Source organism: Corynebacterium haematomassiliense (genome assembly GCF_013978595.1).
In the GTDB taxonomy this organism is placed as follows: domain Bacteria; phylum Actinomycetota; class Actinomycetes; order Mycobacteriales; family Mycobacteriaceae; genus Corynebacterium; species Corynebacterium lehmanniae.
In genome coordinates, this window is sequence record NZ_JACDTZ010000002.1 from 47,128 (window position 1) to 63,765 (window position 16,638).

General features: G+C 65.6%; 17 protein-coding genes and 1 pseudogene. 12 read left to right on the top strand and 6 right to left on the bottom strand.

Going from position 1 to position 16,638, the window contains the following annotated elements; all coding sequences use genetic code 11:
* The 3 genes and pseudogenes from ccsB to H0193_RS12390 all read left to right on the top strand — a co-directional run.
* Complete coding sequence (gene ccsB, locus H0193_RS09520) at positions 1–978, top strand: c-type cytochrome biogenesis protein CcsB (protein WP_181889721.1); 978 nt, start codon at positions 1–3, stop codon at positions 976–978.
* Positions 978–1,997, top strand: coding sequence for a UDP-glucose 4-epimerase GalE (gene galE / locus H0193_RS09525; protein WP_181889722.1), 1,020 nt, complete (start codon positions 978–980; stop codon positions 1,995–1,997). Before ccsB ends, galE begins: the two co-directional genes overlap by 1 nt.
* A pseudogene (locus H0193_RS12390) lies at positions 1,994–2,239 on the top strand (helix-turn-helix domain-containing protein); the annotation flags it as partial. The gene galE and the pseudogene H0193_RS12390, both read left to right, overlap by 4 nt.
* Positions 2,240–2,563: 324 nt before the next feature.
* On the opposite strand, the gene H0193_RS09535 reads toward H0193_RS12390, so the two are convergent.
* A complete protein-coding gene (locus tag H0193_RS09535) occupies positions 2,564–2,836 on the bottom strand; it encodes a hypothetical protein (protein ID WP_181889724.1) in 273 nt (90 codons plus the stop codon).
* Positions 2,837–2,876: 40 nt separating this feature from the next.
* Between H0193_RS09535 and H0193_RS09540 the strand changes: the two genes are divergently transcribed.
* Entirely contained in the window at positions 2,877–3,188 is a 312-nt protein-coding gene (locus H0193_RS09540) for a DUF4229 domain-containing protein (protein ID WP_083290284.1), read from the top strand.
* Positions 3,189–3,212: 24 nt separating this feature from the next.
* On the opposite strand, the gene H0193_RS09545 is transcribed toward H0193_RS09540, so the two are convergent.
* The 3 genes from H0193_RS09545 to H0193_RS09555 are packed head-to-tail and all read right to left on the bottom strand — an operon-like array spanning position 3,213 to position 5,986.
* A complete protein-coding gene (locus H0193_RS09545) occupies positions 3,213–3,974 on the bottom strand; it encodes an ATP-binding cassette domain-containing protein (protein ID WP_181889725.1) in 762 nt (253 codons plus the stop codon).
* Positions 3,975–4,991, bottom strand: coding sequence for an ABC transporter permease (locus tag H0193_RS09550; RefSeq protein WP_085956873.1), 1,017 nt, complete (start codon positions 4,989–4,991; stop codon positions 3,975–3,977).
* Positions 4,988–5,986 (bottom strand): substrate-binding domain-containing protein, encoded by a 999-nt coding sequence (locus H0193_RS09555; protein ID WP_181889726.1) that lies wholly within the window; start codon positions 5,984–5,986, stop codon positions 4,988–4,990. The genes H0193_RS09550 and H0193_RS09555 overlap by 4 nt, the downstream gene beginning before the upstream one ends.
* A 252-nt stretch (positions 5,987–6,238) precedes the next feature.
* Between H0193_RS09555 and H0193_RS09560 the strand changes: the two genes are divergently transcribed.
* Entirely contained in the window at positions 6,239–7,891 is a 1,653-nt protein-coding gene (locus tag H0193_RS09560; protein WP_070475266.1) for an ABC-F family ATP-binding cassette domain-containing protein, read from the top strand.
* Entirely contained in the window at positions 7,888–9,129 is a 1,242-nt protein-coding gene (locus H0193_RS09565; protein ID WP_181889727.1) for an MFS transporter, read from the top strand. Before H0193_RS09560 ends, H0193_RS09565 begins: the two co-directional genes overlap by 4 nt.
* 118 nt (positions 9,130–9,247) lie before the next feature.
* Here H0193_RS09565 and H0193_RS09570 read toward each other — a convergent pair whose 3' ends face one another.
* Positions 9,248–10,150, bottom strand: a complete 903-nt coding sequence (locus H0193_RS09570; protein WP_181889728.1) for an AEC family transporter — start codon at positions 10,148–10,150, stop codon at positions 9,248–9,250.
* 290 nt (positions 10,151–10,440) lie between these two features.
* On the opposite strand from H0193_RS09570, the gene H0193_RS12595 reads away from it, so the two are divergent.
* From H0193_RS12595 to H0193_RS09585, 3 genes are read left to right on the top strand one after another with little or no spacing between them, the layout of a single operon-like run.
* Positions 10,441–10,494, top strand: a complete 54-nt coding sequence (locus tag H0193_RS12595; protein ID WP_011113070.1) for a chloramphenicol resistance leader peptide — start codon at positions 10,441–10,443, stop codon at positions 10,492–10,494.
* Positions 10,495–10,515: 21 nt separating this feature from the next.
* On the top strand, positions 10,516–11,691 hold the full coding sequence (cmx, locus tag H0193_RS09580; RefSeq protein ID WP_181889729.1) for a chloramphenicol efflux MFS transporter Cmx: 1,176 nt from the start codon (positions 10,516–10,518) through the stop codon (positions 11,689–11,691).
* On the top strand, positions 11,691–12,680 hold the full coding sequence (locus H0193_RS09585; protein ID WP_011113072.1) for an IS481-like element IS5564 family transposase: 990 nt from the start codon (positions 11,691–11,693) through the stop codon (positions 12,678–12,680). Before cmx ends, H0193_RS09585 begins: the two co-directional genes overlap by 1 nt.
* On the opposite strand, the gene H0193_RS09590 is transcribed toward H0193_RS09585, so the two are convergent.
* Positions 12,677–13,648 carry a 1,4-dihydroxy-2-naphthoate polyprenyltransferase gene (locus H0193_RS09590; protein ID WP_181890042.1) on the bottom strand — a complete coding sequence of 324 codons (972 nt, stop codon included), beginning with the start codon at positions 13,646–13,648 and terminating at the stop codon, positions 12,677–12,679. The two genes, H0193_RS09585 and H0193_RS09590, sit on opposite strands and share 4 nt — an antisense overlap.
* Before the next feature lie 39 nt (positions 13,649–13,687).
* On the opposite strand from H0193_RS09590, the gene H0193_RS09595 reads away from it, so the two are divergent.
* From H0193_RS09595 to H0193_RS09605, 3 genes are read left to right on the top strand one after another with little or no spacing between them, the layout of a single operon-like run.
* Positions 13,688–14,527: a glycosyltransferase gene (locus H0193_RS09595; RefSeq protein WP_070844917.1), complete on the top strand. Its 840-nt coding sequence runs from the start codon at positions 13,688–13,690 to the stop codon at positions 14,525–14,527.
* A gap of 10 nt (positions 14,528–14,537) precedes the next feature.
* Positions 14,538–15,914: a TrkH family potassium uptake protein gene (locus H0193_RS09600; RefSeq protein ID WP_070844916.1), complete on the top strand. Its 1,377-nt coding sequence runs from the start codon at positions 14,538–14,540 to the stop codon at positions 15,912–15,914.
* Positions 15,907–16,593: a potassium channel family protein gene (locus H0193_RS09605; protein WP_202032264.1), complete on the top strand. Its 687-nt coding sequence runs from the start codon at positions 15,907–15,909 to the stop codon at positions 16,591–16,593. Before H0193_RS09600 ends, H0193_RS09605 begins: the two co-directional genes overlap by 8 nt.
* Positions 16,594–16,638: the final 45 nt, after the last annotated feature.

The following is a 16,638-nucleotide window of genomic DNA, read 5'->3' on the forward strand; positions in this document are numbered from 1 at the left end:
ATGCTCGTCAACACAACCATGGCGGAGCTGTCTGACCTGACGTTCCGCACCGCATTCATCGTCTACATCGTGGCGCTGATTCTGGCGTTCATCTACTACGGCCGCGTCAACAGCGTCATCGAGGCGCGCCGCGAGGCCCTGGCGGAGCAGAAGGTGCTGGTTGGCGCTGGGGGACCGGAGGTCGTCGAGAAGCAAAAGTCCGACGAGGACATGATCGCCAACGCCCGCAAATGGGCCGGCATGACCCAGGCGCTTGTCTGGGTCGGCGTGGCGCTGCACCTGGTGGCGTTTGTCACCCGCGGGCTCGCCGCCGGGCGGTTCCCGCTGGGCAACCTGTACGAGTACATCCTGTTCATGACCGCCGTGATCATGGTCGTCGCCGCCGTGGTGGTGCAGCGCAAGAACTGGCACACCGTCTGGCCGTGGCTCCTGTTCCCCATGGTCATCGCGATGTTCTTGAACTCCACGGTGTTCCACATGCAGGCCGCGCCCGTGGTGCCCGCGCTGCAGTCCTACTGGATGCCAGTGCACGTGTCTACGGTGTCCATCGGCGCGTCCGTGGGCCTGGTCTCCGGCGCGTTCGCCCTGCTGTACCTGCTGCGCATGCGCCAGCCGCGCGGCGAAGAACACGGATTCCTGGGTGCGATCCTCCGCCCGCTGCCGGACGCGAAAACGCTGGACCAGATCGCGTACAAAACCGCGGTGGTGACGCTGCCGCTGTTCGGCATCGGCATCGTCTTCGGTGCCATCTGGGCCGAGGTGGCCTGGGGCCGTTTCTGGGGCTGGGACGCCAAGGAAACCGTCTCCATGATCACCTGGATCCTCTACGCCGCCTACCTCCACGCGCGTGCCACGGCCGGCTGGAAGTCCACCGCCGCCGCCTGGATCAACGTATTCGCCATGGCCATGACGATCTTTAACATGACTTACGTCAACACCGTGATCGCCGGCCTGCACTCCTACGCGGGGCTGAACTAGTGAAGGTCCTGATCACCGGCGGGGCCGGCTACATCGGCTCCACTATTGCGTCGTGCTGCGCGGACGCCGGGATCACCCCGGTGATTCTGGACGATTTCTCCACCGGCCTGCGCGTCTTCGGGCAGCGCTTCGCCTGCTACGAGGGCGACGTCGCCGACGTGGACTTGCTGGAGCGGGTGTTCGCGGAGCACCCGGACATCGACGCGGTGATCCACTGCGCCGCCAAAATCGTCGTGCCCGAGTCCGTGGAGCAGCCGCTGGTCTACTACGACAACAACGTGGGCAAGGCCATCACGTTGCTGCAGGTGTTGGCGCGGCACGGCGTGCGCCGGTTCGTGCTGTCCTCCACGGCGTCGATGTACGAGCCGGGCGAGGACTACATGGTGGACGAGACCAGCGCCGTGGATCCCCAGAGCCCGTACGCGGCGTCGAAGTGGCTGCTTGAGCGGGTGCTTCGCGACGAATCCGCCACCGGCCGCCTCGGCGTTGTCGCCCTGCGCTACTTCAACCCGATCGGCGCCGACCCCGCGCTACGCACCGGCCTGCAGAACCCGCACCCCACCCACGCCATGGGCAAAATGATCGAGGCCCACGCCGCCGGCGAGCCGTTCACCGTCACCGGCGTGGACTGGCCCACCCGCGACGGCTCCGGCCTGCGCGATTACATCCACGTCTGGGACCTCGCCCGCGCGCACGTGGCGGTGCTGCAGCGCTTCGACTCCGTGGTGGGGGATTCCGGCTACGACGTGATCAACCTCGGCACCGGCCACGGCACCACCGTCTTCGAGCTCGCCGAGGCGTTCGGCGAAGCCACCGGCACACCGCTCGAGGTCCGCACCGGCCCCGCCCGCCCCGGCGACGTCGTCGGCAGCGCGTCGCGCACCGACAAAGCGAAGTCTGTCCTGGGGTGGTCCGCGGAGCGCTCGCTTGTCGACGGCGTCCGCGACGCCCTCGCCTGGTCCGAGAAACTGCCCGCAGTGCTCGCCGAGGAAGAGGGCCTGAAGGAGGCCGGCCGATGAGCGACGCCCACCACAAACCCCGCAACAAGCAGGGCAAACCCGCAAGCGACGACCCGGTGCTGCTGGCGCTGGGCGAGCAGATCGCCTTACGACGCCGCTCCGCCGGCCGCCTCCAACAAGACGTCGCCGACGCCGCCGGGGTCTCCCGCTCCACCCTGCACACCATCGAGCACGGCGGCGCCGGCGTGCGCTGGGAGAAGGTCATCGCCGTCGCGGCCGAGCTCGGCCTGCGCGTGGGGTTCACCGAGGGGTGGGGGGTCCCGCCGGCCGCCGCGCCGGGGCCTCCCGGCCGCGTTCCCCCCCCGCCGCTGACACTCCGCGGCGGAATCTGTCAGAGTGGCCCTATCTGCCCAGGTCGGCGCAAACGTCTGCCGTGATCTGTCAGGAACCCGGCGCCTTTTCGAAATTTGTTCACTCTCAGGCTCGTCCCGGGTGAACAAATTCCGGGCGACCGGGTAGCGACCTGGGGGAATGAAGCTCGCCGCCCCGAGAAATGGGCCCAAAACCCGAATTTGTTCACTGAGCTAGTGAACAAATCTGGACAGGGGCCGCCTAGCCCCAAATATCTAGCTGTCGTCGCGGCGCCGGCGGCGTTCTTCTTCCTCCCGGCGCTTGCGCTCGGCCTCTTCACGCGCGCGGCGCTCCTTGAACCGGTTCTTTTCGATGTTCCAGAGGAACTCTTCGTCGTCGTCAGGCCCCTTGATCACGGGTTTCTGCTCGACCTGCCGCTGCGAACCGCCGCGCAGCGACCCGTAGCGCTCGGCGGAGCCGGGGCCGAACGCGCGCCAGAGCAGCACGGCGGCCAGGACGACCAATGCGAGGAGTAGCAACCTTCCCATGGTTTTAAACATACTTGGCCACCGGATAGGGTGAACAACCGTGACTGATCAACGTTCTCCGCAGGTAGACCCCGGGGCGAAATCGAGGGCGAACAAGGCCGTGGCCATCTACGGCTTGGACCGCCTGCTTTTGTTCATCGCGCTGACGGTGGTGATCCAGCTCGCCGCGGTGCTCATTGGCGCGCCGGTGCCGGTGATTATGTCGGCGCTGCTGGCGCTGATTGTGGCGTTCCCGCTGTCGATGCTGCTGTTTAAGCGCCACCGCATTGAGGCGAATGAGGCTGTCGCGGAGCTGAAGCACCAGCGCCAGGCGCGCAAGGACTGGATTCAGTCCGAGCTCGCCGAACGCTAGCTCGCTAATCGACGCACCAAAGGTTTAGTCCCGCCTCAGCTCATGGCTGAGCGCCTCCAGCTCGCCGCCGCCGGCCATCTGGTGGGTCAGCTCCTCGAGGGTGACCTCGGAACGGGGCGCGTCGAGCTCCTGGTGGCCGAGCTTCAGGATGGTGAAGTGGTCGCCCACCAAGAAGGCGTGGTGGGGGTTGTGGGTGACTAGCACGACGGCGATGCCGCGATCGCGGGCGGCGGCGACCATGCGCAGCACCGCCCCGGACTGCTTCACGCCAAGCGCCGCGGTGGGCTCGTCAAGGATCAGCACGCGGGCGCCGAAGTAGACGGCACGGGCGATGGCGATGACCTGGCGTTGGCCGCCGGAGAGGTTGCCGGCCTCGACGTCCACGTCGGGGATGTCAATGCCCATCTCTAGGAGCTGCTCGGAGCAGATCCGCTTCATCTCGGCCTGGCGCAGCACACCGAGCGCGCTGGTGAGTTCTTGGCCGAGGAAGAAGTTGCGCCACACGCTGAGCTCGTCGACGATCGCCAGTGTCTGGTGGACGGTGGCGATGCCGGCGCTGATGGCGTCGCGGGGGGAGGTGAGGGTGGTGGCGGAGCCGTCGATAAGCATGGTGCCCGAAGTGGGCTGATGCAGGCCCGACAGGATTTTGATCAGGGTGGATTTGCCGGCGCCATTGTCGCCGAGCACGCAGGTGACTTCGCCTTCGCGCACGGCGAGGTTGACGCCGCGCAGCGCCTCGAAGCTGCCGTAGGACTTGGTGATGTTTTCCAGTTCGATGACAGCCACTTAGCGCCCCTTGGTGTATTTAGCGAAGGAGGTGTTGGCGAGCACCGCCACCAGCAGTGTCGCGCCGAGGAAGAACTTGAACCAGTCCGGGTTCCAGCCGGCGTAGACGATGCCCTGGTTGGTCATGCCGAAGATCAGCGCGCCGATGGCGGTGCCGACGGCGGTGCCGCGCCCGCCCGTCATGGCGCAGCCGCCGATGACCGCGGCGATGATGTAGAGAAATTCGTTGCCCACGCCCTGGCCGGCCTGGATGGAGTCGAAGGCGAACAGGGTGTGCATGCCGACGAACCACGCGGCGAAGCCGATGCCCATGAACAGCAGAATCTTCACGCGGCGCACCGGCACGCCGACGGCGCGGGCGGCGTCGGCGTTGCCGCCGACCGCGGTGATCCAGCCGCCGAGCTTGGTGCGGAACAGCACGAACGATGCCACGGCGACGAAGAAGATCCACCACAGGACGGTCACCGAGATGCGCACGTTGCCGATGTGGAACTCGCCGGCGAACACGGCGTGGGCGGACGGGAAGCCCTCCATGTCCGCGATGGTGGGGGTGGCCACCTGGCCGGTGACCAGCTTCGTCACCGCCAGGTTCAAGCCTTGGAGCATGAGGAAGGCCGCCAGGGTGATCAGGAAGGAATCGATGCCGGTGCGCGTGACCAAAAAGCCGTTGAGCGCGCCGATGGCCAGCGAGATCCCCAGCGCGAGGAACGCGCCCACCCACGAGTTCAGGTGCAGGTTGTAGTTCAGCATCGTCGCGGCCAGCGCGGCGGTGGTCACGGCGACACCGGAGGAGAGGTCGAACTCCCCGCCGATCATGAGCATGCCCACCGCAAGCGCCACGATGCCCAGGGTGGAGCTGGCGTACAGCGTGGTGGCCAGCGCCTCAAAGGAGCGAAACGCCGGCGCCACGGAGAGGAAGAAGACAAAGATAGCGATGAAGCCGAGGAGGCTGGCAAACTCCGGGCGGCGGATCAGGCGCGCGAACCCGGTGCGGGTTTTCAGGCGGTCGTCCCTCATCGCATGCCCGCTTTCGCGGCGTCTTCGACCTTGTCCACGTTAGTGGCGTCCACGAAGCTCGGGCCCGTGTAGACGGGGCGCCCGCCGCCGAGGGTGCCGCCGTTGCGTTTTGCAATCCACAGCGAGTCCACCGCCAGGTAGCCCTGCAGGTACGGCTGCTGGTCCACGGCCCACGCCACACGCCCGTCCGCGATGGCGCCAACGAGCTCCGCGTTGGTGTCGAAGGTGGACACCTGCGCCTGCGCGCCGGACTGGGCGACGGACTCCACGGCGCGCATCGCCACCGGCGCCTGCAGCGCAAACACGGTGTCGAAGGAGCGGTCCTGGGAAAGCTTCGAGGTGATGGTGGACTGCACGGCGGTGAGGTCCTGGCCGTTGACGTACAGCAGCTCCACCGCGTTTGAGTCGCCGCCGAGGCCGTCGCGCACACCGGCGCAGCGCGCCTCCTGCGAGGAGTTGCCCTGCTCGTGGATCACGCACAGCACCTTCTTCTTGCCTTCCTCCTTGAGGCGCTCGCCGGCGGCGCGGCCGGCCACGGTCTCGTCCTGGCCGAAGAAGCCGGTCAACCCGTAGTCCTGGTACGCGGTCATGCCGGCGTTCAGGCCGACCACGGGGATGCCGTGGTCCACGGCGTCGCGCGCCGCTGGGCCGATCGCCTCCGCATTCGGCATGGTCACGGCGATGCCGTCCACGCCCGCGTCCACCGCGGAGCGCACGAGGTTCGCCTGGTTGGGCGCCTGCGGGTCGGATGAGTAGCGCAGCTCGATGTTGTCCTTCTTCGCGGCGTCCTCGGCGCCCTTGCGCACGAGGTCCCAGTAGGTGTCGCCGGGCGCGCCGTGGGTGACCATCGCCACCACGTACCGCGGGGTGTCCACGCCGCCCGCCGTGCCGCCGCCGTCTTCGTTGCGGGGGGCTCCGCCTGTCGACGAGCATCCGCCCAACACCGCTGCCACCGTCAGTAGCGCGGCTGCCACAGTTTTCCGTGCCTTCCTCATTGCCAAAGTGTGAACCACTGCACTCGGGTGCGTCAAGCGGACTAGACGTATTGACCGGAGACGTCAATTAATTGGCTGAGATCCGCCACGCTGGGTAAACTCTGCCTCATGTACTCAGGCATCGCTTCCATGAAGCTGCGTTCCGCCCGCTGACGGCGGCGGGACCCCTTCTGATCTCTCGTCTGCCGTCCTGGCCATCTGCCGGGCGGTCATTTAGTGCTGCCCGGCTCCATGACGAGCTGAAAGTACGAAATGCCAATCACACCAACCTTGCGGTCATGTGTGTGGAACGGAACGCCCCGCGGGCCAGTCGCACACATCCGTGCCGAATCAATCCACATCACCTTGGGAGACAGGCACCTCCTGAACGGGCTGGATGTCACCGTCTCCGCCGGCTCACGCCTGGCGATCGTCGGCGACAACGGCCGTGGTAAGACCACCTTGCTCCATATCTTGGCGGGGCTCCTGACCCCTGACTCGGGAGTAGTGACCCAGATGGGTTCCCTCGTCCTGGTCAAGCAGGACATGCCCACCGAAGGCAACCGCACCGTCGGCGATCTCATCGCCGAAGCGACAGCTCCCTCCAGGGCTGCACTTGAGGCACTCGACGTGGCGAGCGCAGCACTCGCCGCAGGAAACGACGCGGCCGATGCCTATTCCGCAGCGCTCGAGACCGCCACGCTATTGGATGCCTGGGATGCAGAAAGGCGCGTGGACATCGCACTTGCAGGCCTTGACGCTTGCAGCGACCGCGCTCGCATACTGTCGACCTTGTCGGTCGGGCAACGGTACCGGGTCCGGCTTGCCGTCGCACTTGGATCGACCCCTGACCTGCTCCTGCTGGACGAGCCCACGAACCACCTCGACGCTGCAGGACTGTCCTTCCTAACCGAACGACTGCGTGATCACCCCGGTGGCCTGGCTCTGGTCAGTCACGACCGCGCTCTGCTGCGTGATGTGGCGACTACCTTCCTGGATCTCGACCCGACCCGAGATGGCGTGCCGCGAACCTACTCGGGCGGCTACCAAGGCTGGATTGAAGGCCGCCGACGAGAACGCCTCGTGTGGGAACAGGACCACGCCGCCCAGGTCGCCCGGCACAATGAACTGACACGCGCTGCAGCCGAGGCACGCTCCCGCCTGTCTCAGGGGGGATGGAGACCTGACAAGGGCACAGGCAAGCACCAACGCGCCACACGCGCTGCTGGAGTGGTCCAAGCCTTCAACCGACGTATAGAAGACCTGAAACGTCATGAGATCGACGTGCCGGCACCGCCACTGCGTCTAGCGTGGCCCGCCTCGACAACTCGTGCCGGGCAGAGCATCATGAACGCCACCGAAGTTACTGTGAAGGACCGGTTGGACACTCCGGTGTCGGTTGACGTGAACGGCGGTGACCGGTTGGTGGTCACCGGACCAAACGGCGCGGGAAAGTCCACCTTGTTGGCAGTTCTTGCACAGCGTCTGGCCCCCACCACGGGACATGTGCGAGTGAACCCGAGAGCACGCATCACTCTGCTGTCTCAAGAGGTCTCCGACTGGGATCACTCCAGCCCCGCACACGAGGTCTACGAGGCGTACCTAACAAAGCTGGGCCGCCGATCTCAGGCGCCTACTCTCGGCTCGCTCGGGCTGCTCGAGGCCTCTGCAACCAACACGCCCGTGGGGCGCCTGTCGCAAGGACAGCAACGCCGACTCCACCTGGCCATGTGTCTGGCACAGGACCCAGACCTGCTGCTCCTGGACGAACCCACCAATCATCTGTCATCGAACCTCGTCGACGACATCACCACCGAGCTCCAACAGGCCTCCTGCGCGGTGATCGTCGCCACCCATGACCGGCAGATGCTCCACGACTTTTCCGACTGGCCCCACCTGAACCTTGACTTGAAGGACATGCCATGAACCCGCTTCACCCCTTGACCATCCCCACGTACCGCCAGTTGTTCGCAGCGATGGTGCTGACCATCTTCGCCCAGGGCGCCTGGGCCCTCTACCTGACCATGCAGACCCTCGACCTGGGCGCCACGCCAGCCACCTTGTCGGGTGTCGTGGCCTGGAGCGGCATCGGCCTGCTTGCGGGATCCCTCCCAGCTGGCGTAATTGCCGACCGGATCCCCAACAAATCCGTCATCGTGGGTGTGCTCGCCCTGAATCTCGCCATCGCGACCGCGATGTCCACAGCAGCAATCCTCGACTTTGTCACCTTCTGGATGCTCGCGGTCTCCGCGTTCATCAGTGGCGCTTCAACCGCCTTCTTCTTCCCCGCCTACACGGCACTGGTGCCGGTCCTGGTGGATAGCGACGACCTCATGGCCGTCAACGGCCTCGAAGGCGCCCCCCGTCCCTTGGTCGGGCAGGCACTTGCGCCCGCTGTCGTCGGAGCGCTCATCGGCGCAAGCATGCCCGCCGCTGGCGGGTACCTCATCGCAGCAGCAATCGGACTTGGCCTGCTCGCGGCCCTGCGGCTTCCCACCCCCACCCGCGCCGAAACGGAGGCCAATGCCGACGCTGCGGCAGACTCACCGATCACCGATCTGCTCGATGGCTTCCGCTACGTTTCCCGCACACGCTGGGTTCGCTCCAGTGTCCTGTTCGCGGCCGTCATGGGACTGGTCGTGACCGGACCACTCGAAGTCCTCCTACCCGCTCTTATGCGCTCCTCGCATGACAATGGACCTGCCCTCTACGGGGCCGTCCTGGCTGCCCTCGGCGCGGGCGGGTTGGTGGGCTCCCTGCTGGCGGGGTCGTGGCGCACACCGGAACGCTTCCTGCCCGCAATGGTCGGCGTCTGGGCGCTCGGATGTCTGCCCTTGTCCATCCCGGCGCTCACCAGCAATCCGTGGGCCATCGGTGCAGGACTCGCGTTCTACGGGGCGCTGATCGGGATCGGGATGGTCATCTGGGGAACAGTGCTTCAAGAGCACGTCCCCTTGGAGATGCTCGGCAGGGTCGCCAGCCTCGACTTCTTCATTTCCATCGCCTTCATGCCTCTGTCCATCGCCCTCACCGGACTCTTCAGCCGCTTCATCGACTCCAGAACTCTGTTCATCACCGCCGGCCTGGTGCCACTGGCCACGGCAGCACTGCTCCTAGCCCTGGGTCAACTCAAGATGCCACAGAAGACGCTGGCCGAGGCATGAGAGACCTAAGACACGCCAACATCATCCTCACACCTCTCCACCGCTTTGCTACCGCGGCGAGCTCGACGGCTGGTTGCACTGGGTTTTCACGATTGACCAACGTTTGAGGTCAGTACAGCTAGAACACTCCGGCGATCAGCAGCATGGCCGGCAGGGCCAGGAAGGTAGTCAGGAACACGGTGTCGCGGCAGATCACTTCACCCGAGCGGTACGTCGCCGCGTAGTTGTACACGTTCTGCGCCGTGGGCAGCGCGCAGAGGATCAGCGCGGCGTACATCTCTTCCGGCCCCAGGTGCAGAAGCTTTGCGACGATCCACGCCACCGCCGGCATACCCACCAGCTTCAACGCGGTGGCGGTGAGGGTGGGGCCACGGTGGCTTGTCAGTACCTTCTCGCCGGTGAGTGAGGCGCCGAAGCTCATAAGGATCAGCGGGATGGACGCCCCGCCCAAGATCTCCAGCGGCGCCAGCACCGGCTCTGGCACGGTCCAGGATGCCGCGGAGACGGCGAAGCCCGCGAACGCCGCGACCACCACGGGCGCGGTCAGCCCGGACAGCACGGACTTGGCAACGCCGGAGGAGCTGCGGTTCAGCCCGGCGATGACGATGGGGGAGAGCACCGCCATTTGGAGGACGAGGGCGGGCACGACGAAGGTGGCGTCGCCAAGCACATAAGTTGCAATGGGCAGGCCGATGTTGACGGAGTTGTAGTAGCTCGACGACGCCGCACCCGCCATCGTTTCCGTCGCGTCCTGGCGGAAGAAGAGCGCGCTGATCGCCCAGTAGATGAGCATGGTCACCACCGTGGCGACGGCGATGACCAGGATGACCGGGGAGAAAAACGCGTCCGTGTCCGAGACCGCCACCGAGGAGAAAATCAGCGACGGGGTGGCTACGTGGAACGCGATGCGGTTGAGCTGCAGGCGCTGCTCGCCCGGCCCGATGACGCCCTTGTGGGCCAGCCACCACCCCGCCGCGATGACGGTGAAGATGATGGCGAAACCGGTGAGGACGTCAAGCATGCCCGTGAGTGTATCGCCGGGGCTGGGGGTGGTCGCGTTTGGCAATGTGGCAAATTTTTGCCACATTGCGAAAACGCGACACCTAGCTGTGATGTCCAGGGACGTTGTTCTGGCCCCCGCCCGTAATGACACCGTGCCGATTCAAGAAGTATCTGTCCAGACCGCTTGCCATTGAAGGCATGTTAGAGTTTGGGGCATGTCGAGTCCCGAATCAGACAGGTCAGGGGTTGTCGGTCACACCGCCAGCCCCTTGAACCACTAGTTACGACGCCCACGATCTGTGTGGGCGTATGTCTGGCGTACCCGGGGCGCTGGCCGTGGTGACAAGAAGAACCATTTCTTGATCTCACACCTCGGAGTACTCGATGCCTTTTGCCCTCTACATGCTTGCCCTGGCGGTCTTCGTCATGGGCACTTCAGAATTCATGCTCGCGGGATTGCTCCCCGCGATCGCGACCGAACTTGACGTCTCGGTCGGCACTGCGGGCCTGCTGACCTCCGCATTCGCAGTCGGTATGGTCGTCGGCGCGCCAGTGATGGCGGCATTCGCTCGCCGTTGGCCACCGCGGCTCACATTGATCGTTTGCCTTCTCGTGTTCGCGGGAAGCCACGTCATCGGAGCGATGACACCAGTGTTCTCTCTCCTGCTCATCACCCGGGTGCTCAGCGCTCTCGCAAACGCAGGATTCCTCGCCGTAGCACTGAGCACGGCCACTACCCTCGTGCCAGCGAACCAGAAGGGGCGTGCACTGTCGATCCTGCTCTCCGGCACGACGATCGCAACCGTCGTGGGCGTCCCCGCCGGGGCACTGCTCGGCACAGCGCTGGGCTGGCGAACGACGTTCTGGGCGATCGCCATCCTCTGTATTCCCGCGGCCGTTGGAGTCATTCGTGGCGTCACGAACAATGTTGGTCGGAGCGAGACTAGCGCGACCTCACCAAGGCTCCGTGTCGAGCTCAGCCAGTTGGCGACGCCGCGGCTCATCCTGGCCATGGCACTCGGAGCGCTGATCAACGGAGGGACCTTTGCGGCATTCACCTTCCTGGCACCCATCGTGACCGAGACCGCGGGCTTGGCCGAAGCGTGGGTGTCCGTCGCGCTGGTGATGTTCGGCATCGGATCGTTCCTTGGCGTCACGATCGCAGGACGACTATCAGATCAACGACCTGGCCTCGTGCTCGCAGTCGGCGGACCGCTATTGCTGTCAGGCTGGATCGTGTTGGCAGTGGTCGCATCTCATCCCGTTGCGCTTATCGTCCTCGTCCTCGTTCAGGGATTCCTGTCGTTCGGCGTCGGCAGTACTCTGATCACGCGTGTGCTGTATGCAGCATCGGGTGCGCCAACGATGGGCGGTTCGTACGCAACCGCAGCATTGAATATCGGAGCTGCAGCGGGGCCCGTGCTTGGTGCGCTCGGGCTCGCGACCGGGCTGGGGCTGCTCGCGCCGGTTTGGGTCGCTTCGGTGCTGACAGCGATCGCTCTCGTCATCATGCTTCTCACCAGACGCGCGCTTACGAAGACCGCGGCGGAGGCCAATTGATGACCCATCCGAACGCTCTTCTCACTCCTCGTGCCCGTCTCCGGTTAGCTCGGCTGATTGTCGAAGACGGCTATCCGGCCACGATCGCCGCAAAGATGTTCATGGTCTCCCCGATCACTGCCCGGAAATGGGCAGGCCGCTACCGGGAAGAGGGTGAGTTTGGGATGCAGGATCGCTCCAGCAAGCCGCACCGGATCCCAGGCAGGACGCCCGAGCATGTCAAGAAGAAGATCATCAACCTGCGCTGGCGGCTTCGACTGGGGCCAGCCCAGATCGCTGCGCGACTTGGTCTCTCGACGTCGACTGTTCACGCGGTCCTCGTCCGTTGCCGCGTGAACCGCCTCTCGCATATCGATCGTGTCACTGGCGAGCCATTGCGGCGATATGAGCATCCTCATCCGGGATCGTTGATTCATGTCGATGTCACGAAGTTCGGCAACATCCCCGACGGCGGTGGACATCGTTACGTAGGTCGGCAGCAAGGCGCACGGAACAAGCTCGCGACTCCGGGATTACCACGAGGAAAAGATCACAAGCCGCGCACCGGGACGGCGTTCGTTCACACAGTCATCGACGACCACTCCCGCGTCGCATACGCAGAAATCTGGTCGGATGAGCAGGCGAGCACAGCGGTGGGAGTTCTCGAACGCGCCGTGGCCTGGTTCGCCGAACGAGGCGTGACCGTCGAGCGAGTCCTATCCGACAACGGGTCGGCATACAGATCCCACGCATGGAGGGACTTCTGCGCTCGGCTCGGCATCCGACACAAGCGGACACGCCCCTACCGGCCGCAGACGAACGGGAAGATCGAGCGATTCCACCGCACGCTCGGGGACGGCTGGGCCTATGCCAGGTTTTACGGTTCAGAGGCCGAACGACGCCTGGCGCTGCCCGGCTGGCTCCACTTCTACAACCACCACCGACACCACTCTGCGATTGGCGGCGTACCCTTCGACCGACTCAACAACGTCCCTGGACATCACACCTAGCGCGACGCCAACGGCGCGTACGGCACGGCCTCGCCGATACCGGCGAACTGACCCCAGAACGACCAGCCGAACCACGCGAACGCCACCGCGGTGACCACGGCCCAGGCCAGCATGGTCTTACCGTTCAGCCCCAGCACCGGGATGAGCTCTTTGCCCGAAGCCCCGCCGCGAACCTTCAAAACGCTCGCCACCGCCAGCGGCAGCGCCACCAGAGCCGCTAGCGCAGACACGGTGGTCATCGACAGCACCACTGAGATGAAGAACGGGAACAAGGTCAGGACGGTGAAGAGGGTGCGCGCGTTGTCGTCGCCAAGCCTCACCGCAAGTGTGCGCTTGCCGGCGGCCGCATCGGTTGGGATGTCGCGGATGTTGTTGGCCAGGTTCACCGACGCGGAGATCGCGCCAATGGCCAGCGCGCACAGGAAGCCTTCCCACGACACCATTCCGGACTGGGTGTATTCGGTGCCCATCACGGCGACCAGCCCGAAGAACACAAACACCGAGAGTTCGCCGAAGCCGGAGTAGCCGTAGGGGCTGTCGCCGCCGGTGTAGAACCACGCCGCGGCGATGCACAGCGCGCCCACCAGCACGAGCCACATCGCGCCGGCCACCGCGGACAGGATCACGCCGAACACCGCGGCGGCGCCGAACGCGATAAACGCCGCAAGCTTCACCTGTTCCGGCGCGGCCAGCCCGGAACCGGTTAGGCGCGTCGGGCCGGTGCGGTCGTCGTCGGTGCCGCGGATGCCGTCGGAGTAGTCGTTGGCGTAGTTCACGCCGATGATCAGCGCCCACGCCACTGAAAGCGCGAGCACGGCGCGGCCGGGGTGGGCCTGCAAGGTCAGGGCCGCCACGCCGGTGCCGGCGATGACGGGGGCGAATGCGTTGGGCCAGGTGTGGGGGCGGGCGGCTTCCCACCAGTCGCGGGGTGTGGCGGTGTGAGTCCCAGTGTCAGTCATGCCCTCCATCATGCACCCTCCCTCGCCGGTCGGCTAGGGTAATGCGCCATGTGGATTGACTACGCCGTGCGCCAAGGGTTCGTGGCCACCGGCGCATTCGTTCGTCTCCCGTTGCTGCTCAACGCGGCGCACAACTCGGACAAGCGCTTCCCGGCAGACGGCGAGACCGTCATTTCCTTAACCACCCACGGCACCCGTTTGCGCTCGGCTGCCGCGGCGATTGCGTCGCTGCTGGTGGGCACGGTGCGCCTGCCGGTGCACCTGTGGCTGGACCCGGTGGATTTCCACGCCCGGTGGCCGGACGCGCTGCAGTCGCTTGCGAATCGCGGCCTGCAGGTGCACGAATCCACCGGCGGCTTGGGCCCGCACACCAAGTACTACGGCACGTTCCAGCAGTACCCGGACCGCAACGTCATCACCGTCGACGACGATGTGCTCTACCCGCGCACGTTTGCGCAGAAGCTCATCGACGCTCCTTCGGCCTCCACCATCACCGCCTACCGCGCCCACAGAGTCGTGCTGGACGAAGAAGGCATCGCCCCGTACAAGAAGTGGCGGCCGGTAAGGAGCACAGAGCCGTCGATTTTGCACTTCGCCACCGGCGTGGACGGCGTGCGCTACCCGAAGGAGATGGTGCGCTACGTCGCCGAGCGCGGCACGGAGTTTTTGGACCTCGCACCACGCGCCGACGATGTGTGGCTGAACCACTGCGCCCTGAGCGCCGGGTTCCCGGTGAAGCAGGTTTCGGAGCGCTCGGCGAACTTTCCGCTGGTCCCGGGCTCGCAGCGTGTGCGCCTGTCGCGGGTGAACCTCTCCGGCGGCAACGACGTCCAAATCGCGGCGACGTATTCAGCAGAAGACGTAGCCAAGCTGCGCGCCGCGGAGTAGCGTTTGGCCGGTGAATGACACAGCCTCCAAGAGGTGGCTCGGCCCCGCGCAACTAACTGCGCTGGGCTTTCTAGCTCTGATCCTCACCGGCACAGCGCTGCTTTCCATGCCGTTCGCCTCCGCTGACGGCGCGCCTACAGCGCTGATGAGCGCGCTGTTTACCGCCACGTCCGCGACCACTTTGACCGGCCTGGTCACCGAGGACACCGGCAGCCACTGGAGCCTGGCCGGACAGTTCATTGTGCTGGCGCTGATCCAGGCCGGCGGCCTGGGCATCATGAGCATTACCTCGCTTACCGGCATGCTGCTCACCGGCCGGGTGAAGCTGCGTTCGCGGTATGCCACGGCAGCTGAGGGGCGGCCAATTTTGGAAGGTGGGGTGAGGCGGACGCTCGTGGCAACGCTGCTGCTCACCTTCTTTTTTGAGGGGGTGGTAGCGGTGATCTTGGGCATTCGCTTCGCCACCGTCTACGGCATGGCGCCGGGGCGCGCCGCATACGAGGGCGTGTTCCACGCGATTTCCGGGTTCAACAACGCCGGCTTCGGACTGCGTCCGGACAGTCTGGTCTCCTACAACACGGACGGGTGGATCCTCATCCCGTTGGCGGGTGCGTTGATGATTGGCGGGCTGGGCTACCCGGTGCTTTCCGAGCTGGTGCGCCGCGGCCGCGAGCAGATGCGCGGGCTGGTCCACGGCGCGCCGGTGAGCTCGCGGCGGCTGTCCATCACCACCCGCATGACGCTGCAGGCGACCGCGTTTCTGGTGGTCAGCGCCACGCTTATCATCGCACTACTGGAGTGGCGCGGCTTCCTCGCCGGCATGCCAACCAGTGTCAAGTGCCTCAACGCGTTCTTTTCCGGGGTGACGCCGCGCACCGCGGGGTTCAACTCTGTCGATTACGCCGAGGCGCACCCGATCACGCTGATGGTCACGGACATTTACATGTTCATCGGCGGTGGGTCCGCGGGCACAGCCGGCGGCATCAAGATCACCACCGCGACCGTGCTGCTAGCGGCCATGCTGGCGGAATTCAAAGGCCGCGACGCCACCACCGTGGGCCACCGCACCGTGCCAAAAAGTGTGGTGCGCCAGGCCATGACGGTGGCCGCGGCGGGACTGGTAGCGGTGACCGCAGGCGTAGCTACGCTGCGTATTTGCGACCCCCAGTTCACCGCCGACCAGGTCAACTTCGAGGTCATCTCGGCGTTTGCCACCACGGGGCTTTCCACCGGCATCACCGCGGATTTGTCCACCCCGTCCCAGCTCGCGCTGTGCCTGCTGATGTACCTCGGGCGCATCGGCCCGTTCACACTCGTCGCAGCGCTGGCGCTGCGCACCGTTTCCCGCAGGTTCGACTACCCCACAGAAAGGCCGTTCATTGGTTAACTTCCCCCGTTTCACGTCCACGCAGCGTTTGAATATCCCGCCCGTGGTGGTCATTGGCCTGGGCCGTTTCGGCGGTGCGATCGCCCAGGAGCTCACCCGCTACGGCGTGGAGGTCCTAGGCGTCGACGCGGATGAGCGGCTGGTACGCGAGCATGCGCCTTTGCTTACCGACGCCACCGTCGCCGACACCACCGACCCCGAAGCCTTACGCCAGCTCGGTGTTCACGACGTCAAACGCGCTGTACTCGGCATCGGCTCCGCGCTGGAGGCGTCCATCCTGACCGCCTCCAACCTGGTGGATCTAGGGGTGCCCGACATTTGGGCGAAGGCTGATTCGGAGTCCCACGCCCGCATTTTGCAACGCCTCGGCGTGCACCACGTGGTGCGCCCGGAGCACGACACCGGCCGCCGGGTGGCGCATCTGCTCGGCGGGAGGTTCCAGGATTTCGCAGAGTTGGCGGAGAACTACGGCGTGATCAAGATGGCCCCGCCGCGTGCGCTGCTGTCCGGCCCCTGCGACGCGGAAAAGCTGTGGGACAAGCACCGCGTGCAGGTGGTCTCCGTGCGCAACAGCAACGGCGAGTGGCAGCCGTTTGTGCCGGGCCAGGAGCTCTCCCCGTCGAACCTGATTGTGATGGCGGGTGCGCCGGACGACTTAGAGCGTTTCTCCCAGCAGTAGGGGCATGTGGCAGTCTTTGGACCAGTTCTGCTGGGAGTGGTTCTG